The sequence below is a fragment of the Vibrio sp. 10N.261.51.F11 genome, from assembly GCF_041471665.1.
Classification (GTDB): Bacteria; Pseudomonadota; Gammaproteobacteria; order Enterobacterales; family Vibrionaceae; genus Vibrio; species Vibrio crassostreae_C.
This window is the reverse complement of sequence record NZ_JBFROW010000006.1, coordinates 36,665-61,227: the sequence shown is the minus strand read 5'-3', so window position 1 is coordinate 61,227 and position 24,563 is coordinate 36,665. Positions and strand designations below refer to the sequence as shown.

20 protein-coding genes are annotated in these 24,563 nt (G+C 46.4%); 12 read left to right on the top strand and 8 right to left on the bottom strand.

The features are described 5' to 3' along the window. Positions 1–2 precede the first annotated feature (2 nt). Positions 3–2,414, top strand: coding sequence for a bifunctional aspartate kinase/homoserine dehydrogenase II (locus AB4351_RS03385; protein ID WP_017063682.1), 2,412 nt, complete (start codon positions 3–5; stop codon positions 2,412–2,414). A 297-nt stretch (positions 2,415–2,711) separates the two neighbouring features. Then, on the top strand, positions 2,712–3,611 hold the full coding sequence (gene metF, locus AB4351_RS03380) for a methylenetetrahydrofolate reductase (protein ID WP_004729683.1): 900 nt from the start codon (positions 2,712–2,714) through the stop codon (positions 3,609–3,611). 124 nt (positions 3,612–3,735) lie between these two features. Here the strand turns inward: metF and AB4351_RS03375 are convergent, their stop codons facing one another. From AB4351_RS03375 to argE, 3 genes are all read right to left on the bottom strand, one after another. Next, positions 3,736–4,275: a PadR family transcriptional regulator gene (locus AB4351_RS03375; RefSeq protein WP_017061141.1), complete on the bottom strand. Its 540-nt coding sequence runs from the start codon at positions 4,273–4,275 to the stop codon at positions 3,736–3,738. Between the two features lie 348 nt (positions 4,276–4,623). After that, entirely contained in the window at positions 4,624–7,260 is a 2,637-nt protein-coding gene (gene ppc, locus AB4351_RS03370) for a phosphoenolpyruvate carboxylase (protein ID WP_017061140.1), read from the bottom strand. Positions 7,261–7,511: 251 nt separating this feature from the next. After that, a complete protein-coding gene (gene argE, locus AB4351_RS03365) occupies positions 7,512–8,648 on the bottom strand; it encodes an acetylornithine deacetylase (RefSeq protein ID WP_004729680.1) in 1,137 nt (378 codons plus the stop codon). A 153-nt stretch (positions 8,649–8,801) separates the two neighbouring features. Here argE and argC point away from each other — a divergent pair, with 153 nt between their 5' ends. The 4 genes from argC (at position 8,802) to argH (ending at position 14,154) form a co-directional block, all read left to right on the top strand. Beyond that, a complete protein-coding gene (gene argC, locus AB4351_RS03360; RefSeq protein ID WP_017061139.1) occupies positions 8,802–9,806 on the top strand; it encodes an N-acetyl-gamma-glutamyl-phosphate reductase in 1,005 nt (334 codons plus the stop codon). 12 nt (positions 9,807–9,818) lie between these two features. Further along, entirely contained in the window at positions 9,819–10,607 is a 789-nt protein-coding gene (gene argB, locus AB4351_RS03355) for an acetylglutamate kinase (protein WP_017061138.1), read from the top strand. Between the two features lie 113 nt (positions 10,608–10,720). Further along, complete coding sequence (locus AB4351_RS03350) at positions 10,721–11,932, top strand: argininosuccinate synthase (protein ID WP_017061137.1); 1,212 nt, start codon at positions 10,721–10,723, stop codon at positions 11,930–11,932. Positions 11,933–12,279: 347 nt separating this feature from the next. Further along, a complete protein-coding gene (gene argH, locus AB4351_RS03345) occupies positions 12,280–14,154 on the top strand; it encodes an argininosuccinate lyase (RefSeq protein WP_017061136.1) in 1,875 nt (624 codons plus the stop codon). Between the two features lie 243 nt (positions 14,155–14,397). On the opposite strand, the gene AB4351_RS03340 is transcribed toward argH, so the two are convergent. Then, positions 14,398–14,613: a DUF3624 domain-containing protein gene (locus AB4351_RS03340; protein ID WP_372103632.1), complete on the bottom strand. Its 216-nt coding sequence runs from the start codon at positions 14,611–14,613 to the stop codon at positions 14,398–14,400. A 120-nt stretch (positions 14,614–14,733) separates the two neighbouring features. On the opposite strand from AB4351_RS03340, the gene AB4351_RS03335 reads away from it, so the two are divergent. Beyond that, on the top strand, positions 14,734–15,081 hold the full coding sequence (locus AB4351_RS03335) for a RidA family protein (protein WP_004729674.1): 348 nt from the start codon (positions 14,734–14,736) through the stop codon (positions 15,079–15,081). Positions 15,082–15,404: 323 nt separating this feature from the next. On the opposite strand, the gene AB4351_RS03330 is transcribed toward AB4351_RS03335, so the two are convergent. From AB4351_RS03330 to AB4351_RS03320, 3 genes are all read right to left on the bottom strand, one after another. Further along, positions 15,405–16,871, bottom strand: coding sequence for a dihydrolipoyl dehydrogenase (locus tag AB4351_RS03330; protein WP_102370803.1), 1,467 nt, complete (start codon positions 16,869–16,871; stop codon positions 15,405–15,407). A 273-nt stretch (positions 16,872–17,144) separates the two neighbouring features. After that, positions 17,145–17,873, bottom strand: a complete 729-nt coding sequence (locus AB4351_RS03325; RefSeq protein ID WP_017061133.1) for a glutathione peroxidase — start codon at positions 17,871–17,873, stop codon at positions 17,145–17,147. A 44-nt stretch (positions 17,874–17,917) separates the two neighbouring features. Next, positions 17,918–18,097 (bottom strand): hypothetical protein, encoded by a 180-nt coding sequence (locus tag AB4351_RS03320; RefSeq protein WP_048659170.1) that lies wholly within the window; start codon positions 18,095–18,097, stop codon positions 17,918–17,920. Between AB4351_RS03320 and oxyR the strand changes: the two genes are divergently transcribed. Further along, positions 18,096–18,989: a DNA-binding transcriptional regulator OxyR gene (gene oxyR, locus AB4351_RS03315; protein WP_102433305.1), complete on the top strand. Its 894-nt coding sequence runs from the start codon at positions 18,096–18,098 to the stop codon at positions 18,987–18,989. The genes AB4351_RS03320 and oxyR overlap by 2 nt on opposite strands. A 111-nt stretch (positions 18,990–19,100) precedes the next feature. On the opposite strand, the gene AB4351_RS03310 is transcribed toward oxyR, so the two are convergent. Beyond that, positions 19,101–21,662, bottom strand: a complete 2,562-nt coding sequence (locus AB4351_RS03310; RefSeq protein ID WP_032546261.1) for a penicillin-binding protein 1A — start codon at positions 21,660–21,662, stop codon at positions 19,101–19,103. Positions 21,663–21,813: 151 nt separating this feature from the next. On the opposite strand from AB4351_RS03310, the gene pilM reads away from it, so the two are divergent. The 4 genes from pilM to AB4351_RS03290 are packed head-to-tail and all read left to right on the top strand — an operon-like array spanning position 21,814 to position 24,549. Continuing rightward, positions 21,814–22,839, top strand: coding sequence for a type IV pilus assembly protein PilM (gene pilM / locus AB4351_RS03305; protein WP_017061130.1), 1,026 nt, complete (start codon positions 21,814–21,816; stop codon positions 22,837–22,839). After that, positions 22,823–23,422: a PilN domain-containing protein gene (locus AB4351_RS03300; protein WP_372125056.1), complete on the top strand. Its 600-nt coding sequence runs from the start codon at positions 22,823–22,825 to the stop codon at positions 23,420–23,422. The genes pilM and AB4351_RS03300 overlap by 17 nt, the downstream gene beginning before the upstream one ends. After that, entirely contained in the window at positions 23,415–24,044 is a 630-nt protein-coding gene (locus tag AB4351_RS03295) for a type 4a pilus biogenesis protein PilO (RefSeq protein ID WP_017061128.1), read from the top strand. The genes AB4351_RS03300 and AB4351_RS03295 overlap by 8 nt, the downstream gene beginning before the upstream one ends. Then, positions 24,031–24,549 (top strand): pilus assembly protein PilP, encoded by a 519-nt coding sequence (locus tag AB4351_RS03290; protein ID WP_017063694.1) that lies wholly within the window; start codon positions 24,031–24,033, stop codon positions 24,547–24,549. The genes AB4351_RS03295 and AB4351_RS03290 overlap by 14 nt, the downstream gene beginning before the upstream one ends. Positions 24,550–24,563 lie beyond the last annotated feature (14 nt).

The window sequence follows — 24,563 nt, the reverse complement described above, 5'->3', positions numbered from 1 at the left end:
TAATGGCAACCTTTCGCCAGCTACATAAATTTGGTGGCAGCAGTTTAGCGAATCCTGAATGTTACCAACGCGTGGTCAACATTCTTAGAGAATACTCATCAGCATCTGATTTGGTGGTGGTATCGGCAGCAGGCAAAACAACCAACCGTTTGATTGAATTTGTTGAAGCGCTCGACAAAGATGGTCGTATTGCCCATGAATGCCTACAAGCACTTCGTCAGTTCCAACTCGATCTGATTGAAGCACTGCTTGAGGGTGAATCAGCCGCACAACTTACTTCAACCATTCAACAAGAATTTACCGCTTTGGGTGAGCTAACGGCTCCCTTGAGCGAAGCACAAAAAGCAAAAGTGCTTGGACACGGTGAGGTTTGGTCTTCACGTCTACTCGCGGCTTTGTTGTGCCAGCATGATTTACAAGCCGTTGCTCAAGATGCGCGTGCTTTTTTACGTGCAGAAGTGGGCGCTCAGCCTGAAGTCGACCGCGCACGTTCTTACCCTCTGATCAAAGAAGCCTTGGCGCAGCATGCACATTGCCGCGTGGTGATTACGGGCTTTATGGCTCAGAACTGCGAGGGTGAAACGGTATTGCTTGGCCGTAACGGTTCGGATTACTCAGCAACCGTGATTGGTGCTTTGGCTGAAGTTGAACGCGTGACGATTTGGAGTGATGTGGCAGGCGTTTACAGCGCTGACCCTCGTCTGGTTTCAGATGCGTGTCTATTGCCTCTACTTCGCCTTGATGAAGCCAGCGAATTGGCTCGTCTTGCCGCTCCAGTGCTTCACAGCCGAACGCTACAGCCTGTGGCTCAAAGTGCTATGGATCTCAGCTTACGCTGCAGCTATCAGCCGGAGGCGGGCTCTACACAGATCGAGCGTGTACTGGCATCGGGTCGTGGCGCAAAAATCATTACCTCTTTGGATGAAGTGCTTATCGTGCAACTGACCTTTGGTCACGGCCATGATTTCGACCGTCTAGAGAGTGAAGTGCTTGAAGGGCTTAAGCGTGCTCAACTTGAGCCGCTTGCTTATGAGCTTGAACCGGATCAACACTGTTTGCGTCTTGCCTACACAGAAGAGATCGCTGGTGGTGCATTAGAATATCTCCAAGACCATGCGATTGAAGCTGAGATTAAGCTAAAAGAAGGTTTCTCTCTGATTGCTGCAGTGGGTGCGGGTGTGACTAAGAACCCTAACCATTGCTACGGTTTCTACCAGCAGCTTAAGAGCTCGCCGGTTGAGTTCATCTCAGAAGCGAACTCAGGCTTAAGCTTGGTGGCTGTGATTCGTAAGAGTGAAACATCAAGTCTAGTGAAAGGCATTCATTCTCAACTGTTCCAAGCGCAGAAGCGTGTTGCGATTGCCTTGTGTGGTAAGGGCAATATTGGTTCAAGCTGGCTAAGCCTGTTTGCTGAGCAAAAAGCGGAACTTGAAAAGCGCCGTGGAATGAACTTTGAATTGGTTGCCGTGGTTGATAGCCAAACCTATTGGTTCGACGATCAAGGCATTGATGCGACTTCGGTAGGTAAGCGCTTTGACGACGAAGCTATTGCTAACAATGGTAACGACTGGTTAGAGCGTTTGGGCTCTATTCAAGGTTATGACGAAGCAGTGGTTCTGGATGTGACTGCGAGCCCAGTGCTTGCAGCAAAGTATCTGCAAATCGCACAACAAGGTATTCACCTAATCTCGGCGAACAAGGTGGCAGGTTCTGCATCGAGCGAGTATTACCATCAAGTACAAGATGCTTTCGCTAAGATCAGCCGTCATTGGTTGTACAACGCGACAGTGGGTGCTGGATTGCCGATTAACCACACGGTACGTGACCTACGTGAAAGTGGCGATGACATCATTGCGTTGTCTGGCATTTTCTCGGGCACTTTATCTTGGTTGTTCCAACAGTTTGATGGCACCGTGCCGTTCAGCGAGTTGGTTGACTTAGCATGGCAACAAGGCCTTACGGAACCTGACCCTCGTGCTGACCTAGATGGCTCAGACGTGATGCGTAAGCTGGTGATTCTGGCGCGTGAATCTGGTTTGGATATCGAACCTGAAAACGTAAAAGTGGAATCGCTCGTACCTGCAGAGCTGCAAGATCTATCTGTGGATGACTTCTTCGACAAAGCTTCTGTACTGAGCGAAGAGCTGGCTGAGCGTTTAGAGAAAGCGCACTCTCAACAGAAAGTTCTGCGTTACGTAGCGCGTTTGGAGAAGAACGGTAAGGCAACCGTAGGCGTTGAAGCACTGTCTAAAGAACATGCTCTGGCGAACTTGTTGCCTTGCGACAACATCTTTGCGATTGAGAGCAAATGGTACAAAGATAATCCATTGGTTATTCGTGGCCCAGGTGCCGGTCGTGAAGTAACGGCAGGTGCAATTCAATCTGATTTAAACAGAATGTCTAGCCTGTTCTGATACTCAGATCGGTTGGTTTGAAACTCAGATCAATTGTTTTAGTACGTAAATGGCATACTATTCACTAAGATAAATAAGGCTGAAAGCACGATGTGTTTTTCAGCCTTTTTTCTACATTATTTCTGCTTTGCGACCCATCTAACGACTTGAGTTTTACTCACGATCTACTTGAGAAAAATTCATAATGGATCTGTTGACATTAAATCGTATTCAATACATTCTACAGACATATAGACGTCTAAACGTCGTTTAAGGATTTGAGTTTTTAGTGGTTGCTTTTGCCACAGGGAGAGTAAGATGGGATACACACACGCTAGTCATATCGACGCTTTAAATCAGAATATCGCTGAGCTTTCTGACAACATCAATGTGTCATTTGAGTTTTTTCCACCGAGCAGTGAGAAGATGGAAGAGACCCTGTGGAACTCTGTTCACCGCCTTAAAACACTTCAACCAAAATTTGTATCGGTAACTTACGGTGCAAACTCGGGTGAACGTGACCGTACCCACTCAATCATTAAAGAAATTAAAAACCAAACCGGCCTAGTGGCTGCACCGCACCTAACGTGTATTGATGCAAGCCGTGAAGAGCTGATTCAAATTGCCGACGATTACTGGGCAAATGGTATCGAGAGTATTGTTGCGCTACGTGGTGATATTCCAGCAGGCGGCGGCGCGCCAGAGATGTACGCATCTGACCTAGTCGAGCTACTTAAATCTCGCCACGATTTTGATATCTCAGTAGCGGCATTCCCTGAGGTTCACCCTGAAGCAAAAAGCGCTCAATCTGATCTTATTAACCTAAAGCGTAAAGTGGATGCGGGTGCCAACCGTGCCATCACTCAGTTCTTCTTTGATGTAGAGAGCTACCTACGCTTTCGTGACCGCTGTGTAGCGGCTGGCGTTGATGTTGAGATTGTACCGGGCATTCTGCCGGTTTCTAACTTCAAGCAAGCATCTCGCTTTGCTGCGATGAACAACGTAAAAGTACCGGGCTGGATGGCGAAGCAGTTTGAAGGTTTGGATGATGATCCAACGACTCGTCAGCTTGTTGGTGCTAGCCAAGCAATTGATATGGTTCGTACACTGAGCCGTGAAGGTGTGAAAGATTTCCACTTCTACACGCTAAACCGTGCAGAAATGACTTATGCACTTTGCCATACGCTAGGTGTTCGTCCGCAAGTCGCTGCGCTGTAAGAAAAGTCTAAGAAGTAAAGCCTAAGCACTTGTAAAAAGCCTCTGGCAGTAACATTTCAAATCCTATAGATACAAAAAAGGCTTGGACTCATAGAGTTCAAGCCTTTTGCTTTTCTAGCTTAACTTAAGCTAGAGCGCCAAGTTCAAGCAGTACTTCTTCAGCCCATACAATCCATGCTTCACGGATAAGTAGGTTACGACGAAGTGTTAGACGCTCAAGGCGTGCTTGCTTGTCTAGTGTCGATGGCGTTGCGTAGTAAGCTGCTTCGATTTCACGGTAGTGAGAAACCAGTTTGCGAGACTCTTCTACTAGCTCAGCAAGTTGTACACGGTAAGCGTCAGAAGGTTGTACAGCACAAGCCATTAGCTTAGCTGAGAACTCGTCACGAACGGTTGGGTGTGCAGTTGGTTGTTCAAACCATTCACCTAGCGCGCCACGGCCAGCATCAGTGATAGAGTAAACTTTACGATCAGGTTTGCCTTCTTGAGGCTCAAGCACGCAAGTTACCTGGTCGTTCTGAGCCATTTTATTTAGCTCGCGGTAAACTTGTTGATGGCTAGCTTTCCAGAAGTAACCAATGCTTGCGGAGAATTCTTTTGTGATATCGTAACCAGTAGCATCGCGTGTACTTAAAACGGTTAGAATTACGTGTGGTAATGACATGTCTGAAATCCAAATGGTAAACAGTAAACAAATACTTAAACAACAAGTGTGCTTCTAATGGCACGTTATATTGGTTATGTCTAAGTAGCACCAACTCATCGGTTGGTTATGTCACCTTACAAAGCCGTTTATCACCTAGGTTGACCAGTTTATTGGTCAAGATGCTGCAGATTATTTTTTGGAGTGTTTCCGCAGCGGAGCAGTAGTATATCTAAATAATAAGCATAAAGTAGAATACATGGACAAAATAACCCAAAAAACTGACAAAAAACTCAGTATTGCTTATTTTGTGAAATAAAAAGGTCGCACTAGGCGACCTTTTGTCTGTTGAATGGTAGGAATCACTAATTAACCAGTGTTTCGCATGCCTGCTGCAATGCCTGCAATCGTCACCATTAGCGCTTCTTCAAGCTCTGCTGGTGGTGTTTCACACTTACGAGTACGGTAAAGCAGTTCAGCTTGAAGCATGTTTAGTGGCTCAACGTAGATGTTACGTAGGCGGATTGACTCAAGTCCCCAAGGGTCGCTCTGCATTAGGTTCTCGTTGTTCTCAACATTTAGCACGGCTTTGATGTCTTTTTGCAGCTGTTCACGCAGTAACTCACCTAGTGGTAATAGCTCTTCGTCAACAAGGCGTTGGTCGTAGTACTTAGCGATTTCCATGTTGCACTTCGAGTATACCATTTCCAACATACCGAGACGGGTAGAGAAGAACGGCCACTCGCGACACATCTCTTCGAGCAGGGCTTGATGGCCTTGATCTACAGAGTACTGAATCGCTTCACCAGCGCCTAACCATGCAGGCAGTACCAAACGGTTTTGGCTCCAAGAGAAGATCCATGGAATTGCACGTAGGCTTTCTACGCCGCCATTCGGGTTACGCTTCGCAGGGCGAGAACCAAGAGGCAGTTTACCTAGCTCCAGTTCAGGTGTCGCTTGACGGAAGTAAGGTACGAATTTCTCTTCGCCACGAACCACGTTGCGGTAAGCCTCACAAGATACTTGAGATAGCACTTCCATTAGGTCGCGCCACTCTTGTTTTGGCTCAGGTGGCGGCAGAAGGTTCGCCTCTAGAATCGCGCTTGCGTAAAGGTTGAAGCTGTTTACAGCAACGTCTGGTAAGCCAAGTTTAAAGCGGATCATTTCGCCTTGCTCTGTTACACGTAAACCGCCTTTCAAGCTCTTAGGTGGCTGAGAAAGAAGAGCAGCGTGCGCCGGAGCACCACCACGACCAACCGTACCGCCACGACCGTGGAATAGAGTCAGTTCAATGCCTTCTTCATCACAAACCTTAACCAGTTTGTCCATTGCATCATATTGAGCCCAACCTGCAGACATTACGCCCGCATCTTTCGCTGAGTCAGAGTATCCGATCATCACCATTTGGTGGTTCTGGATAAAGCCACGGTACAAGTCGATGCTCATTAGCTGTTTCATTACTGCTTCTGAGTTGTTCAAGTCGTCTAGCGTTTCGAACAGCGGACATACGTCCATGCGGTATGGGCAGCCACATTCTTGCAGTAGTAAGTGAACAGCCAGTACATCTGATGCAGTACGAGCCATAGAAATTACGTAAGCACCGAAGGCTTCACGAGGTTGAGCAGCAATAACCTTGCAGGTGTCTAAAACCTCTTTAACCTGTTCAGATGGCTCCCAATCGCGAGGAAGAAGCGGACGCTTAGAGCTTAATTCATTGGTTAAGAAAGCAATCTTGTCTTGCTCGTTCCATTGGTCGTAGTCGCCAATGCCTAGGTAGCGAGTCAGTTCAGACAGTACATCTGAGTGACGAGTACTTTCTTGACGAACATCGAGACGAACTAGGTGTACACCGAACGCTTTTAGGCGGCGCAGAGTATCAAGCAGAGAACCGTCTGCGATTACGCCCATGCCACATTCGTGCAGCGATTGGTAACATGCGTAAAGCGGTGTCCAAAGTTGCTCGATGTTCTGTAGTGTTTCTTTCTTCGGTACTTCAGCATCATGCAGTTTTGCATCCAGCACTTCTAACGTGTTGTTCAGCAGAGTACGTAGGCTCTTTAGGATTGCTCGGTAAGCTTCATGCTCATCACCCGCTAGTTCACGAACGGCATCATTACACTTAGTCATCGATAGTTCGGTAATCAGCTCGTTTACGTCACCTAGGTAAAGGTCAGCGGCTTTCCAGCGAGATAGGCGCAGTACTTCTTTGGTGATGGTGTGCGTTACGAATGGGTTACCATCGCGATCACCGCCCATCCAAGATGAGAAGTGTACCGGGCGCGCATCAATTGGTAGACCTTCACCAAGGTAGCCTTTTAGTCGGCCGTCCATTTCACGTAGGAAATCTGGTACAGCTTCCCAAAGTGAGTTTTCAACAACCGCAAAGCCCCATTTCGCTTCATCAAGTGGCGTAGGGCGTTGCTGACGAATCACATCTGAGTGCCAACCTTGAGCGATAAGTTGCTCTAGGCGACGTTCTGTTTTCACGCGCTCTTTGTGTGATAGGTCGCTTAATTCTAATTTAGACAGACACTCGTTGATCTTAACCAATTTGTTGATCATGGTGCGACGAGTGATTTCTGTTGGGTGTGCAGTCAGAACGAGTTCAATGTTCAGGTCGCGAACGGCTTGAGCCGCATCTAGCTTGCTGATGTCATTCTGGTTTAATTTGGAAAATAGAGATTGCAGCACGTCTGGTTCGCAAACATGCTCCTCACAGTGGCGAGAGATGGTGTGGTACTGCTCTGCCATGTTGGTGAGGTTGAGAAATTGGTTAAATGCACGAGCAACAGGAGTGAGTTGTTCGTTCGGCAGGTTTTTGATTTCTTCAACTAGGCTGTCACGGTCAGCTTTGTTGCCTGCGCGGGCGGATTTGGAAAGTTTACGGATAGTCTCCACTTTCTCTAAGATAACGTCACCATGTGCATCTTGGATTGTGTTACCTAGCAAGCGTCCCAGCATGCTTACGTTACTCTTGAGAGCGGCGTATTTCTCGTTCATTGTCATCCTGCCTCGTAAAAAAATTACATCCATTGTTCCTTGTTAAGTACACAATCTAGCGAAAAGTGCTGTATCTAGTCAAATAAAGCATTCTAAGTTTGCAATTATTAGTTTTCGAAATGCGGGAGAAGTAAATTTCCCAATAGTTCGGAATTAAAGTGAAATTTAATTACAAGATCAGGCTGTGTCTGGGATAACAGAATAAAAGCCACCTTTTAGGGCAGCTTTTATAAAAAGTATCGCAAGGGTAGCAATAACTAGAAACAATATTTACGAATAGATTTACTCAGAACATCAATCGTTGGATCGATAAAATCGAAGCTTAGGAACTCATCTGGTTGGTGAGCTTGGTCGATAGAGCCCGGCCCCAGCACTAAGGTTGGGCAAAGTTCTTGAAGGAAAGGTGCCTCAGTGCAGTAGTTGACGGTTTGCGATTCAATCTCACAAACGGATTCCATGCCACCAATAAATGGATGGTCGTGTTGGCACTCATAACCTGGGATAGGTTCGTGCAGTGGCGTAATCTCGATTCTGCCCGGCCATTTTGCTTCCACTTCTTTAAGTGCGCTGCGCAGCATGTTATCCAAGCCATCTAGGCTGATACCTGGCAAAGGACGCACATCATAGTGCAGCTCACAGCAACCACAGATACGGTTGGCACTGTCGCCACCGTGGATATGGCCAAGGTTTAGAGTGGGGCTTGGAATTGCGAAACCCGGGTGGTGATACTCTTTGACTAGCTTGTCACGCAGTTGCATTAAAGCGAACAACACTTCATGCATGATCTCGATGGCGTTGACACCTAATGCAGGATCAGAAGAGTGACCTGATTTACCCGTTACTCGCACAGCGTTAGCAACATGGCCTTTATGGCCACGAATCGGCACAAGGCTGGTTGGCTCACCAATAATGCAGTAATCCGGTTTAAACGGTGCATTTTCAGTGAAATGACGCGCACCCAGCATGGTGGTCTCTTCGTCACAGGTTGCCAATACATATAGCGGCTTGGTCTGTTTGCTCCAATCCATCTTCTTTGCCGCTTCATAAACGAAAGCGAAAAAGCCTTTCATATCGGCCGTGCCTAACCCATAGAAGCGATTGTTGTGCTCTGTTAGTGCGTGAGGGTCGAAGTTCCAACGTCCTTCATCAAATGGCACTGTGTCGCTGTGTCCTGCGAGTAGCAAGCCACCTTCGCCCGATCCCATCTTAGCGACCATATTATGCTTGCCGGGTTCGACTTCCACGACTTCAACGCTAAAGCCTACGTCTTTAAACCATTGAGCCATTTTTTCGATCACTTTCTCGTTGCCATGATCCCAGCTTGGATCGGTCGAGCTAATAGAGTCTGTGGAAATTAGGCCTTTGTAGACCTCAAGAAAACTCGGTAATTGCATAATAACTTCACTTCTACTATTGACAGGAAAACCATAAGTCGGTAAAACACATATTAAATCATATTTAATGCATAAGAAATCAAATAAAGCTAAAAATTAAGTATGAATAGTCAAATTTGAAATGTAACTTACCTCAAAAATGGATGTGTTGAGATGTTGAAAACCACGATCATTGGCGCAAGCGGCTACACAGGAGCAGAACTGGCTCTAATGATAAACAGACACCCTGAGCTCACGCTATCAGGTTTATATGTCTCAGCCAATAGTGTAGACGCAGGTAAACCTATTGCGGCACTGCACGGTAAGTTAGCTGGCTTGATTGATATGCCAGTACAACCTTTAACAAATCCGGAAGAAGTGGCTAAACAATCTGATGTGATTTTCTTAGCAACGGCACACGAGGTTAGTCACGACCTAGCGCCAATTTTTCTAGAGAACGATTGCCAAGTCTTCGACCTATCGGGTGCATTCAGAGTTAAAGGCGAAAACTTCTATCAAGAGTTTTACGGTTTTGAACATCAACACGAACAATGGCTAGACAAAGCGGCTTACGGTTTAGCTGAGTGGAACGAACAAGAAATTAAAGAAGCTCAGCTTGTCGCTGTCGCGGGTTGTTACCCAACCGCATCACAACTGGCGATTAAGCCTTTGGTTGAAGCCAAGTTACTGGATGAAAACCAATGGCCAGTGATTAACGCAACCAGCGGTGTGACTGGTGCAGGCCGCAAGGCGACGATGGTCAACAGCTTCTGCGAAGTGAGCTTGCAAGCTTATGGTGTATTCAATCACCGTCATCAACCTGAAATGGCTGCACATTTAGGATGTGATGTGATTTTTACCCCGCACCTCGGCAACTTTAAGCGTGGCATTTTGGCAACCATTACCATGAAATTGGCTGAAGGCGTGACAGAACAACAGATACAAGATGCCTTCGAGCAAGCTTACCAAGGTAAACCTGCGGTGAGATTACTCGAAGAGACATTGCCAAGAATTCAAGATGTAGAGCAGACGCCTTTCTGCGACTTAGGTTGGAAGGTTCAAGGTCATCACATCATCGTTGTTTCAGCGATTGATAACTTATTAAAGGGTGCATCTAGCCAAGCGATGCAGTGTTTGAATTTACGTTATGGTTTTGCGCCATTAACTGCGTTAGTGTAAGGAAATCTAGATATGAGCCTTAATAATCAACCATTAATCATAAAGTTAGGTGGCGCTGCGCTATCTTGTGGTGAAACACTTAGCAAGTTATTTGGTGCTATCTCTGCTTACCAACAACAGGCACAACGACCAATCGTGATTGTTCACGGCGGCGGTTACCTTGTTGATGATTTGATGAATAAGTTGAACCTCGAAACCGTTAAGAAAGAAGGGCTACGTGTTACTCCTTATGATCAGATCCCAGTGATCGCTGGTGCATTAGCGGGCACGGCGAATAAATTACTTCAAGGTCAGGCGATTAAAGACGGTATCAATGCCGTTGGTTTAAGCCTAGCAGACGGTGGTTTATGCAAAGTGAGCGAACTGAACCCTGAACTGGGGGCGGTAGGAAAAGCGGAGCCGGGCGACTCAACCGTTCTGCAAGCGATTCTTAATGCGGGCGCACTGCCTATCATTAGCTCGATTGGTCTGACTGAGCAAGGCCAACTGATGAACGTCAATGCCGACCAAGCTGCGGTTGCCGTTGCAGGCGCACTTGATGCTGAACTGGTACTGCTTTCTGATGTAAGTGGTGTGTTGGATGGCAAAGGTCACCTCATTCCAAGCCTTAATCAACAACAAGCTGATGACCTTATTACAGGCAAAGTGATTACCGACGGCATGATCGTTAAGGTTCAAGCCGCACTAGAAGCCGCTAACGACCTTGGACGACCAATCGAAGTTGCCACTTGGCGATACCCAGAAAAGCTAACACAACTGTTTTCAGGTAAAAGCATAGGAACACAGTTTTTACCTCAGTAGGTTTCACAACGAGTCACTACTTAAAGAATTTAGACAAATTAAATAAACATATAATTATGAAGTCATTTCCAACGCTGACCGCCATGTGCAGTATGGAAACTAGGAGAAAGAAAATGAGCAAAGTTAACGTAAAGAAAGTTGTAGTAGCCTACTCTGGCGGTCTAGACACATCAGTAATCATTCCATGGTTGAAAGAGAACTATGACTGTGAAGTGGTTGCGTTTGTTGCGGATGTTGGTCAAGGCGACGAAGAGTTGATTGGTATCGAAGAGAAAGCAAAAGCTTCTGGTGCATCTGAGTGTTACATCGCAGACCTTAAAGAAGAGATGGTTGCTGACTACATCTACCCAACGCTGAAAACGGGCGCTTACTACGAAGGTAAATACCTACTAGGTACGTCGATGGCGCGTCCAATCATCGCGAAAGCACAGGTTGAAGTCGCACGTAAAGTAGGTGCAGACGCACTGTGTCACGGCTGTACTGGTAAAGGTAATGACCAAGTTCGTTTTGAAGGCGCATTTGCTGCACTAGCACCTGATCTACACGTAATTGCACCATGGCGTGAATGGGATCTAGTGAGTCGTGAAGAGTGTCTAGATTACCTGGCTGAGCGTAACATCCCTTGTACGGCTTCTCTTACTAAGATTTACTCGCGTGATGCAAACGCATGGCACATCTCAACAGAAGGCGGCGTTCTAGAAAACACATGGAATGCACCTAACGAAGATTGCTGGGCTTGGACTGTAGACCCTGAGCAAGCGCCAAACGAATCTGAAACAGTGACGCTTAAAGTTGAAAAAGGCGAAGTGGTTGCGGTTGATGGCGAAACAATGACGCCATACAACGCACTGGTTTACCTAAACGAGAAAGGCGCTAAGCACGGTGTTGGTCGTATCGATATCGTAGAGAACCGTCTTGTTGGCATGAAGTCTCGTGGTTGTTACGAAACTCCGGGTGGCACAATCATGATGGAAGCACTGCGTGCAGTAGAGCAACTGGTTCTTGATAAAGCGGCATTCGAATTCCGTGAAGAGCTCGGTGTTAAGGCTTCTCACCTTGTATACGATGGTCGTTGGTTCACTCCACTATGTAAGTCAATCCTTGCCGCGACAGAAGAGCTAGCACAAGACGTGAATGGTGAAGTGGTTATCAAGCTTTACAAAGGCCATGCAACGGTGACTCAGAAGCGTTCTGACAACAGCCTGTACTCAGAAGAGTTTGCAACCTTTGGTGAAGATGAAGTTTACGACCAAAGCCATGCTGAAGGCTTCATCCGCCTTTACTCGCTATCAAGCCGTATCCGTGCTTTGAATAGCCAAAAGTAATCCTAACAATGAGTTAGTGAGCTAGCCTTTGATGAAAGATTGAAGGTTAGTAAACAGACATTATTATGCAAAGCCCATTCACTATTGATTAGTGAGTGGGCTTTTTACTTTCTATTTGCCTAATAAATCAGCTTCGGTTTTTCCTATCGGATGGCATATAATTCGCGCTCCACGCTAAAAATAATCAATGGATTGAACTGTTGGTGAATAAATATGTGAAAATAATGAATTAATACTTTATTTTCATTTTGAATTGCCGTAAGTTTAAACCATCAGAAAAATACTGAATCTTAATCAGAATTATCATTTGCAAAAACAGTGAGCACTGTGCAATTAGGAGATACACAATGGCATTATGGGGCGGTAGATTTACCCAAGCAGCAGACACCCGGTTCAAAGATTTTAACGATTCTCTTCGTTTTGATTACCGATTGGCTGAGCAAGACATTGTGGGCTCAATTGCCTGGTCTAAAGCTCTACTGTCGGTCAACGTATTAACAGAAGAAGAGCAACAGAAGCTTGAGTTAGCGCTGAATGAGCTAAAACTTGAGGTGATGGAAGATCCTGAACAGATTCTACGTTCTGATGCAGAAGATATTCACAGCTGGGTTGAGCAGCAACTTATCGGCAAAGTCGGTGACTTGGGCAAAAAACTTCACACTGGCCGTTCTCGTAACGACCAAGTGGCGACAGACCTGAAACTATGGTGTCGTCAGCAAGGTAACCAACTGCTACTGGCATTGGATCGCCTACAAAGCCAAATGGTGAACGTTGCTTCTCAGCATCAAGAAACCGTGCTTCCTGGCTACACTCACTTACAACGTGCTCAGCCGGTAACTTTTGCTCACTGGTGCTTGGCTTACGTTGAAATGCTTGAGCGTGATTATTCACGTTTGAATGATGCGATTAAGCGTCTAGACACATGTCCGCTGGGTTCTGGTGCCCTTGCTGGAACAGCTTACCCGATGGACCGTGAAGAGTTAGCTCACAACTTAGGTTTCCGTCGTGCAACGCGCAACTCTCTAGATTCAGTTTCTGACCGCGACCATGTGATGGAGCTAATGTCGATTGCTTCTATCTCTATGCTTCACCTTTCGCGTCTTGCAGAAGATATGATTTTCTACAACTCAGGTGAATCAAACTTCATCGAGTTAGCGGATACCGTGACGTCAGGTTCATCTCTGATGCCACAAAAGAAAAACCCAGATGCGCTAGAGCTTATCCGTGGCAAAACTGGCCGTGTTTACGGTTCATTAGCGGCAATGATGATGACAGTAAAAGCTCTGCCTTTGGCGTACAACAAAGACATGCAAGAAGATAAAGAAGGTCTGTTCGACGCTTTAGATACTTGGAATGATTGTATGGAAATGGCAGCACTCTGTTTTGACGGCATTAAAGTGAACGGCGAACGTACACTTGAAGCCGCGAAACAAGGCTACGCGAACTCAACTGAATTGGCTGATTACCTAGTAGCGAAAGGGATTCCTTTCCGTGAAGCTCACCATATTGTTGGTGTGACGGTAGTGGCGGCGATTGCTAAAGGCTGTGCATTAGAAGAATTAACCATCGCAGAGATGAAAGAGTTCTCTGAGGTGATTGAGGAAGATGTGTATGACATCCTGACCATTGAATCGTGTCTTGAAAAACGTAGCGCGCTAGGCGGTGTATCTCCACAGCAAGTGGCTTACGCGGTTGACCAAGCTGAGAAACGTTTATCACAGCGTGATACGTCCATCGTCAAGGTTCGTCCTGCTCGTCTGACCGATATTGAAGCGTTGGAAGGTATGGTCGCTTACTGGGCGAACATGGGTGAAAACCTACCTCGTTCTCGTAATGAACTGGTGCGTGATATTGGCTCGTTTGCGGTCGCAGAGCATCATGGTGAGGTGACAGGTTGTGCATCACTCTATGTGTATGACTCTGGCCTAGCGGAAATCCGTTCACTGGGTGTCGAAGCTGGCTGGCAAGGTCAAGGGCAGGGTACCGCAATTGTGCAGCACTTGGTTGAGAAAGCGCGACAAATGGCCATCAAGAAGGTGTTTGTGCTGACTCGTACACCTGAGTTCTTCATGAAGCATGATTTCTTACCGACATCGAAATCTCTGTTGCCTGAGAAGGTACTGAAAGATTGTGACCAGTGTCCTCGTCAACATGCGTGTGATGAAGTGGCATTGGAAGTGAACTTGGTAGAGCAGATAATTGCTAAGGTTAATGTTGCATAAGGCATTGATTTTATAGCTCCTAAAAAAAAGATCAAAAATCTGATCTTTTTTGGGAACAAACTAAGAAAAGCCCGGTCTATTAAAGTACCACTGCTTTTTCTTAGAATTTTCTAAGAAAGCCCTAGAATCGATTGGTTCTGGGGCTTTTTTCTATCTGCTGTTTGGGAAATGATGACGGCTTGCTAAGGCGAGTCATTTAATTGGACATCTAGCCTTTATCACTTATCTAGCAAAGTCTCTCTGTTAACGCTTTTTGTTCCTTAAAGGCAGCACGACAAACTTCATTATCCAATGCAACGACAACAAGCCACTGAATGCGAAAGCGGCCATCATCAAAGCGATGGCATTGATGGTTTTTGGGTCTTCTCTGAAAAATAGCCACCATACTCCCCAACTCAAAATCGACAACACCATCAGCTGATTCATGCAACGCTGGCAACGACCGAGCTTGTTACGGATTTTTTCACTTTTATTGCAATGAATGCATGTCACCTTGGGTTTGATTCGCGTTATGCTTGTTGCCCTGATAATAACACGTCACAAGATATTGGATCACGGTGACACAGAGAGAGAAAGTCGATGATTGAGCGCCAAGAAACCAAACAACGCATGAGCCGTATTGTGAAACACAACGGCACTATCTACCTATGTGGCCAAGTGTGTGCTGATGCAACCAAAGACATCACTGAGCAAACACAGACGATGCTGGATAAAGTGGAAGCCCTACTTGAGCAAGCAGGCAGCGACAAAGAGCACATGCTGTCAGCAACGATTTACTTGAAAGACATGAAAGACTTCCAAGAAATGAACGCAGTTTGGGATGCATGGGTTCCAGAAGGCCACGCTCCAGCTCGCGCATGTGTGACTGGCGACATGGCTCGCGAAGCGCTACTTGTTGAGATCTCTGTGATTGCTGCTGAGAAGTAATTGCTTAAAGCTTTTAGTGACGCAATGGCTTCAAGAAATTCCAGATACCTCGTCCCTCGGTTCTGGAATGACGAGTTTAGTTTTGGTTTAGCTGATGCGTCACTTTGGTCTGCTTCAGCTTAGATGCGTTTTTAAAACGACCATCACACTGATTGGCTTCGGCTCAGATGTGCGTTAAAAGTTACGTCATTCCCGTTAGCGACGAAGGAGCGAATCGGGAATCTATAGTTTGCTCGTTGCCAAAAACAAAAAGGAAAGCCAATGGCTTTCCTTTTTAGTATCTAACGTTTGTTAACTGCTAATTGACTGGCGCTAGTCTGAGATTAACAGCCCGGGCCACAATCCAGACAGTGTTTCACCATCTCTGGACCTAGGTGCAGTTTCGCATTCAGGTCGCGTAGGGCAGTTCGTACACCCTCTTCGATTACTGGGTGGTAGAACGGCATGTCTAGCATCTCAGAAACCGTCATCTTGTTCTGGTGTGCCCATGCTAATAAGTGAGCCAAGTGTTCTGCGTTTGGTCCCATCATCTCAGCACCAAGGAAGCGGCCTGTGCCTTGCTCGCCGTATACGTGCAGAATACCTTTGTTGCGAAGCATCACTCGTGAACGACCTTGGTTTTCGAAAGACACTTCACCCGTTGCGAAACAGCCACATGTGCCTAAGCGTGTGGTGATCTCTTTGTAGGTTTCACCAACCATCGCGATTTGCGGGTCAGAGAATACTGCCGAGATTTTAGAGCGGCGTAGGCCTGCACGAATCTCTGGGAAGCGACCTGCATTGTCACCCGCAATACGAGCTTGGTCTGCTGCTTCATGCAGTAGAGGCAGTTGGTTACTCGCATCACCAGCGATAAATATTGATGGTAGTGATGTTTGTAGCGTGTAGTGGTCTGCGATTGGCACACCACGTTCATCAAGCTCTAGAGAGGTATTCTCTAAGCCAAGCTTGTCAGTGTTAGGGCGACGACCTGTTGCTGCTAGTACGTATTCAACGACGTTAGTTTCTAATTCACCTTGTTTATTGATGAACTGGATTTCGACACGTGGCTCACCCGATTCAGTGGTAATGCGCTTCATGCTTTCGATTTTCACGTCGGCATCGAGATAGAACTCTTCATTGAAAGCTTTATCTGCATAAGCCATGATCTCTGGATCAGTTACTGGGCCAACTTGACCACCCAAACCGAACAGTTTGGTCTTCACACCTAAGCGGTGCAGTGACTGACCAAGCTCAAGACCAATAACACCAGGGCCAAATACCGCAACCGATTCTGGTAAATCATCCCAGCTGAACACGTCGTCGTTAATGATCAGGCGGTCACCAAGTTCATTCCAAACGGCAGGGTATGCAGGGCGAGAGCCGGTCGCGATAACAATACGTTTAGCGGTGACAACCGTGTGGTCATCAATTTGTAGCGTGTTATCGTCTAAGAATTTTGCGTAACCAGAGATCTTGTCTTGCTCTGGGATTTCATCAACGCCTTCTAAAACAAAACCAACAAAACGGTCACGCTCAAACTTCACTCGCTCCATCACTTCACGACCGTTAATCACGATATCGCCTTGTGGGTGAACGCCAAAAGCCGGAGCTTTCTCGATTTGGTGTACGCTTTCTGCAGCTGCAATAAGCAGTTTAGATGGCATACAACCAACGCGAGCACAGGTAGTACCGTAAGGGCCGCCTTCAATCATCACGACACTGTCAGTGTGTGCTTTTGCAGCGCGGTAAGAACCTAGACCTGCCGTACCGCCCCCGATAACTGCTACATCTACATTGACTTGTTTCATAATAATTTTCTCGCAATGGCTAAATTTGGTTTGAACGAACCCCTCCAACTCTGATGATTTTTTGAGAGTCAGGATTGCGGGTCAGTTTTGTGATTCTGTTTTATTAGATTTAGCTTGTGACTCTGCTTTTATTGCTAACTATAGGTTAGTAAAAGACAGGCGAGTCACCAGCTATATTCTTTTCCCAAAACTCAGATAAGAGTGTTTGGAATAGCTAACCCACAAGAGGGTGGGTTAGCTGATACTTCTAAGCCTATATCGGCGATGAAGCGATTAGCCTAGGAAAGTTTCTAGTTCTTCACTACCACCGATGTGTTTGCCACCGATGAATACTTGAGGAACGGTAGTGCGACCAGAGATTGCACGTAGGCTTACTGTTGTTGCATCTTTACCTAGAACCACTTCTTCGTAGTTCAGACCTTTGTCGATTAGGTTCTGTTTTGCTTTCATACAGAAAGGACAGCCTGGCTTAGTGAATACTGTGATTGACTCTTGCTCTTTGTGCTCAGGAGCAAGGTAGTTAAGCATAGTATCTGCATCAGAAACCTTGAACGGGTCGCCTGGTACGTCTTCTTCGATGAACATTTTTTCTACCACGCCGTTTTTAACCAGCATGCTGTAGCGCCATGAACGTTTGCCGAAGCCGATGTCGTTTTTCTCAACTAGCATACCCATGCCGTCTGTGAAATCACCGTTACCATCAGGGATGAATGTGATGTTTTCCGCTTCTTGGTCTGCTTTCCATGCGTTCATTACGAACGTGTCGTTTACAGAAACACAAAGGATGTCATCAACGCCGTTTTCTTTGAACACTGAATGTAGTTCGTTGTAACGAGGTAGGTGGCTTGAAGAGCATGTTGGAGTAAACGCACCTGGTAGGCTGAATACGATAACTGTCTTGTCTTTGAAAAGCTCTTCAGTCGTTACGTTAACCCATGCATCACCTTGGCGAGTTGGGAATGTTACTTGAGGGATTGATTGACCTTCTTTAGATGCAAACATATTGATTTCCTTAAATAGTATTTTTAATTTTGTTCTATCAGAGCTTAACGTTTTTCTTCGCTCTGTTTCGTTTCGTTGAGCCCATTATTAGATAAATCCTTTGATAGCTCTAATCGTTTGATGTTATGGTTTTGATAGGTAAATTCTATCAAGAGCATTTTTCTTTTAAATGTTTCTGTTAGAACCCTTGTTCTTATTAAAACCTGAGGTAAGAGACTGATCATGAACATTCGTGACTTTGAATACTTGGTGGCGCTCGCAGAGCATAAACACTTCCGAAAAGCGGCAGAAGCGTGCTTTGTCAGTCAGCCGACACTAAGCGGTCAAATACGCAAGCTGGAAGATGAAATTGGACTTCAGTTAACCGAGCGTAGTCCAAGGAAGGTGATATTTACAGAATCAGGGTTACAACTTGTTGAACAAGCCAAGCGTATTCTCAATGAAGTGAAAACCTTTAAAGATATGGCGAGTGGCCACGGTGAGGCGATGACGGGGCCAATGCACATTGGTTTCATTCCAACCGTGGGTCCTTACATCTTGCCTAAGATTGTTCCTCATCTTAAAGAGAGCTTCCCAGATCTTGAGCTTTACTTGCATGAAGCTCAGACCCATCAGCTAGTGAGTCAGCTTGAAGATGGCAAGCTCGATTGCTTGGTATTGGCTGCGGTTGATGAAACCGCGGTGTTCAAAGAGATTGATGTGTATGACGAGCCATTAAGTGTCGCCGTTCCGTGTGACCATGAGTGGGCTCAGCAAGACACGATCGATATGCTGCAGCTAAATGGACAAACCGTACTGGCGCTAGGTGACGGTCACTGTTTAAGAGACCAAGCCTTGGGTTTCTGTTTTGCTGCGGGTGCCAAAGATGATGAGCGCTTTAAGGCAACCAGCTTAGAAACGCTGCGTAACATGGTCGCGGCGGGGGCGGGTATTACCTTGTTACCTCAATTGTCGGTGCCAAAGGAAAAGCAGAAAGATGGTGTGTGTTACGTACCTGCGGTGAATCCAACACCTTCACGTCGAATTGTCGTGGCTTATCGTCCGGGCTCTCCATTGAAGGGACGTTTCGAGCAACTGGCTGAGACGATTCGAACTCAACTGGAGAAGACGGCTTAGCGCTTGAATTTAGAGCCTAGTCTGGTCAGATATAGATATAAAAAAAGGGTTGATATGAATGCATATCAACCCTTTTTGTTGGTTCATGTTACTAGGTTCTACAAACCTTAGTTAGAACAGTTCTTCTACTGCTTCACCTGATGAGGTTGAGTAGATGTCATCATTGAAACGTTCAGTGATGTACTCGGTTGGCTCTGTGCCTTTCTCGAAGTACTCGAACATTGATGAGCTATCGAACTTGTTGGTCAGTAAGCCAGTTTCACGGTCGATACGAACACGGACGATGTTCTCAGGAATCTCTTTACGCTCAGCAGGAACACCCGCTAACGCCGTACCCATGAAATCAACCCATGCAGGTTCTGCTGTTTTCGCGCCAGCTTCTGCACCCGTAATTTGGTTCTTACCAAGATTTGAGTTCGCTTTGGTTCTGCCTAGGTTGCGGTTGTGGTTATCAAAACCAACCCATACCGTTGCAACCATGCCAGGGCCGTAACCGCTGTACCAAGTATCTTTCGAATCGTTGGTGGTACCGGTTTTACCGCCAATGTCACGACGCTTCAACGGCTGTGCACGCCAACCTGTACCGTTCCAACCCGTACCTGCGCTCCAATCACCGCCACCCCAGATGTTGCTGTACATCATTTCACGAACAAGGAATGCGTTCTGTTCAGAGATAACTTGAGGTGCGTATTGTACTTTGGCATCCACATCTTGCTCTGCAAACTCATCAGCCATTGGGTCTGAGGTCATTTGCTGTTGGCAATCGTCTTTACAAACCACTTTTGGTGTCGCTTCAAATTCAGTCTCACCAAATGGTGTCTCAATGCGGCTGATGTAGAAAGGTTCAACGTAGTAGCCGCCATTAGCGAATACTGAGTAACCTTGAGCTACTTTCATTGGCGTTAAGCTACCCGCACCCAGAGCAATGGTTTCAGAGCGCGGAACTTCATCAATATCAAAGCCAAATCGAGTTAGGTAGTTACGAGTATCATCTAGACCTACTTCGCGCAGTACACGTACCGCCATTACGTTTTTAGACTGAGCTAAGCCAATACGTAAACGAGTTGGACCCACGTAAGTCGGTGGCGAGTTCTTTGGTCGCCATGCGGTACCTTGGCTCTTATCCCATTGGTTAATCGGTGCATCGTTGATCAGTGAGGCTAGCGTTAAGCCTTTCTCAATCGCTGCTGAGTAGATAAAGGGTTTGATACCAGAACCCACCTGACGAATAGATTGCGTTGCACGGTTGAACTTGTTGTGGACAAAGTTAAAGCCACCGACCATCGACAATACCGCGCCGTTGTTCGGGTTCATTGCAACAAATGCTGTGTTCGCATTCGGTACTTGGCTTAGTCGCCATACAATCGGTGTTTCTGATTCTGCAGTCGCTGACTCTTCTGTCGGCTCTTCAGAGACTTCATCGCCGGTAACGGCTTCATGGCGAACCCAGATTTGTTCACCAACCGCCAGAATTTCTTTCGCTTGAGAAGGCGCTGGTCCTTGGCGGTTATCCGTTAGGAATTTACGCGCCCAGTTCATGCCTTGCCATTCGATAGTGCCTTCACCTTGGTTCTTAACCCAAATTTGAGCACTTTTCGAATCAACCGCGGTAACAACAGCAGGGACTAGGTCACCATAGGTTGGTTGAGACTTAAGGTGTTTAACGATTTGTTCTTGATCCCACGCTGATTGCGCAGTCTGCCACAATACTTTTTCAGCACCACGGTAGCCGTGACGCTCATCGTAGCCAAGTAGGTTCTTAATTGCGGCTTGGTTCGCTGCTTTTTGCAGTTTCGAATCAACGGTCGTGTAGACCTTCATGCCTGATGTATAAGCTTCTTCACCATAGCGTTCCACCATCCAAGCACGTGCAACTTCAGCAACATATGGCGCGCTCAGTTCGATCTCTGCACCGTGGTATTTCGAGATAAGCTCTTCGCTACGAGCGTCATCGAACTCTGCTTGAGTGATGTATTTCTCGTCTAACATACGACGCAATACAACGTTACGACGGTTAGTCGCGCGCTCAACAGAGTAAATAGGGTTCATTGTCGAAGGTGCCTTTGGCATACCCGCAAGGGTCGCAATTTCACTCAGCGTGAGATCAGGAAGATCTTTACCGAAGTAAACACGTGCTGCCGCGCCAAAACCATACGAACGGTGACCAAGGAAGATCTTGTTGACGTAAAGCTCCATGATCTCTTCTTTACTAAGAAGTTGCTCAATGTGGATCGCAATGAAGATCTCTTTGATCTTACGCATGATCTTTTTCTCATTAGATAAGAAGAAGTTACGCGCAAGCTGCTGAGTAATGGTACTAGCACCTTGTTTGGCTGAACCCGACATTGCAACCACGAGTGCTGCACGTGTGATACCGATTGGGTCAATACCTGGGTGTTCATAGAAACGGCTATCTTCGGTGGCAATCAGAGCCTCAACTAAGTGGCGAGGAATCTCGTCATAAGTGACTGGATTACGACGCTTTTCACCAAATTGAGAGATCAGCTTACCGTCTTGACTGAAGACTTGCATCGGCGTTTGGAGTTCTACGTCGCGCAAAGTGGCAACATCAGGCAACTCTGGTTTTACGTAAAAATAAAACCCGAAAATTGTACTGACTCCAAGAATCATGCAAATCAATGTAAATATGAATAATCGCTTTATGAACTTCACCGGATAATCCCTGATTAGTTAAGGCTGATAAGCAGCAAACCCTTGTACTCTAGGCTAAAAACTTAGCTTTCGTTTATTAACGCTTATTTAACTAATAATCACAACCCCTAGATAATCAACGAAATGCTTGGCACTTCAGGAGCTAGGTCACATGGGTTCATCATTAATTACAGGTATAGATATAAATCATCACAGCATCAAAGCCGTGGTACTAAAACCCGTGGGGGAGTTGTATGCCCTAGTGGGATACAAAGAGCTGCCGATTTCGGACGACATTTTTACAGCTAACCATACTTTGGAGTATCAGAAAACTGTTAAGAAACTTAAAGAACTTAGGAAAGGACTGCCTTTTGGCTGTCGCAACGTCGCCATTTCGGTACCTGATAACACGGTGATCAGCAAAGTACTGCAAATAGAGAGTGAGTTAGAAGACAGAGAAAAAGAGTTTTCTATCTATCAAACCTTCGCCCATCAATCTCCCTTTCCTATCGAGGAGCTGAGTTTAGATTTTGTAAAGCTGGAAGACAAACGATTTGGTAAAGGTTCGACAAGCAGTTATCAGGTATACGCCACTCGTAAAGAAGTTGTGGATAGCCGAGCGGATGCATTAACCAAGGCTGGCTTCAAACCTGTGGTGGTGGATACACAGGCGCATGGGCTACTTAATATCTGGCAATTGGCCTCGCGCCTGTATCCCGATAAGAAAAACTGGTTGCTAGTGGATGTTGGAATCGACCAAACCTCGCTAGGGGTTATCCCGCAGAATTCGGCGCCTTTCTATAAAGACATCGCCTTTGGCACTCAAGATCTTCGCAGCTCAGATGACCCGAGTGATATCGAGAGCGTGTTCGGTACTATGGAAGAGACACATCAATTCATTGTTAACCTGATTGAGAAGCTCAAGCGTCAATTGCAGCTCTATTCATCGGGAAATGCGCAGCAACCTATCTCAGGGATTTGGTTGATGGGCGAGGGCGCCAGCATCCCTATGGTAACCGAAGAGCTAGAACGCCATTTTCAGTTGAGCTGCGAGTCATTGAATCCTTTGTCTTTATTTGAGAATAAGGTCGCCAAGAGACGCCGACTGCCGATTGACTGGCAACACTTTGGTATCGCGGCGGGTATGGCGATGAGTGGGCTCAAGTGGCAGGGAGAGAAGCATGTTGCATCAAATTAACCTGCTGCCGTGGCGTGATGAGATTCGTGCTCAGCACAAGAAGCGTTTTATCCATCTGGTCATTCTTGGCGTCATCATTGCGCTTATAGGGCAATGGGCGGTTGGTCACTATTTTCACGATCAACAAGCCAAGCAGCAAGCTCGCCTCAATTACCTCAATCAGTACATTGCTGAGCTCGACCGACAAATTCAGTCGTTAAAAGTCGCAGAGCAAGAACACAAAGCCATTCTGACTCGACTTGATGTGGTTGAGTCGCTGCAGCTTGGCCGTAATAAGACCACCGACTTCATGAACTTGATGCCGGAGCTGATTCCAGAGGGTGTCTATGTCGACAAGATAAAGATGAATGGTCAGGAGATTGAAATGTCGGGCATCAGCGACAGCACTGCTCGTCTCGCCACCATGTTGGACAACCTCGAACGTTCAGATTCTTTGAAAGGGGTCGAGATGCACTCTATCGTTCATAACCGCAAGCGCTTCAATAAAGAGTTTCAGACCTTCAAGGTCTCTTTTGTGTTTAGCCCTGCGTCTTTAGAAAACACAACCGCGAGCAGAAAAGATAAGGGGGCGCATCATGGCTAACCTTCAAAATAGGATTAGTAGGCAAAACAGGATGAGCTTGCAAGATCTCGATGTTGATGAGATCACCGAATGGCCATTGTTGCCTCAGCTTCTCGTGATTCTGGTGTTGATGGTGTTAATCCAAGGTGTTGGCACTTGGCTGTATCTGCTGCCGCTCGACGAGGAACTGAAACAGATGAAGCAACAGGAGCAGACCTTAAAAACGACCTTGAGGATAAAGGCGAATAAGGTTGCAGCCTTGCCTAAGTTGCAGAGCCAGTTGGATGAGCTAACTAGTCGCTACGATTATCTATTAGAGCAGCTGCCCGTTCAAAAGGAGTTAGCGAGCATGTTGGCCTCCGTGAATGAGCTCGGCTTGGATAACTCGCTGACCTTCACACGAATCGATTGGGGGCAAAAGCAGAATAAGGAGTTTCTCTATCGATTGCCTCTCAATATAGAGCTGACAGGTGACTATCACGAGATTGGTGACTTCTCTGCTGCCATCGCCAAGCTGCCGCGTATTATTAGCTTTGATGATGTGAATTGGCAGCGAGTCAGTCAAGAAAGTAGCACGCTGCACTTTAGGGTTCGAGCTTATACCTACCAGTTTAAATCGGAGGTTAATGATGAAACCCAATAGCGCGTTTTACTCAATCGTATTGATGCTTGCGTTGTCAGGCTGCAAAGCTAATCAAGACTCACTGCAAGATTTTGTGGCGCAGGTTGAAGCCAAGGCGAGAAAAGATGTCGAGCAACTTGTCCCAGCAACTGAATTCACGGCGGCGACTTATCAGCGCCGATCTTTGCGTCCTCCCTTTGAACTGCCTAAAGAAGCCATTGTGCAAAACCAACCCTTGGTTAAGAAAGACTGTTGGCAACCCAGCGCCCGTTCTCGTAATGGCAAGTTAGAGAAGTACCCGCTGAGTAAGCTTCGTTTAAGAGGCGTGATGGGCAGTGGCTCAAGCGTGTTTGGCTTAGTGCAAACACCCAAAGGCAACGTGGTAAACGTCAAGAAAGGCCAGTTTATCGGCTTAAACAATGGCCGAGTTACTAAGGTGACGAGCCAATACGTTCAGATTAATGAAACTCTTCCAGATGGCTTAGGTTGTTGGCATAAGCGCAACGTTAGGCTGGCTCTGAAGTAAACCAATGTCACATG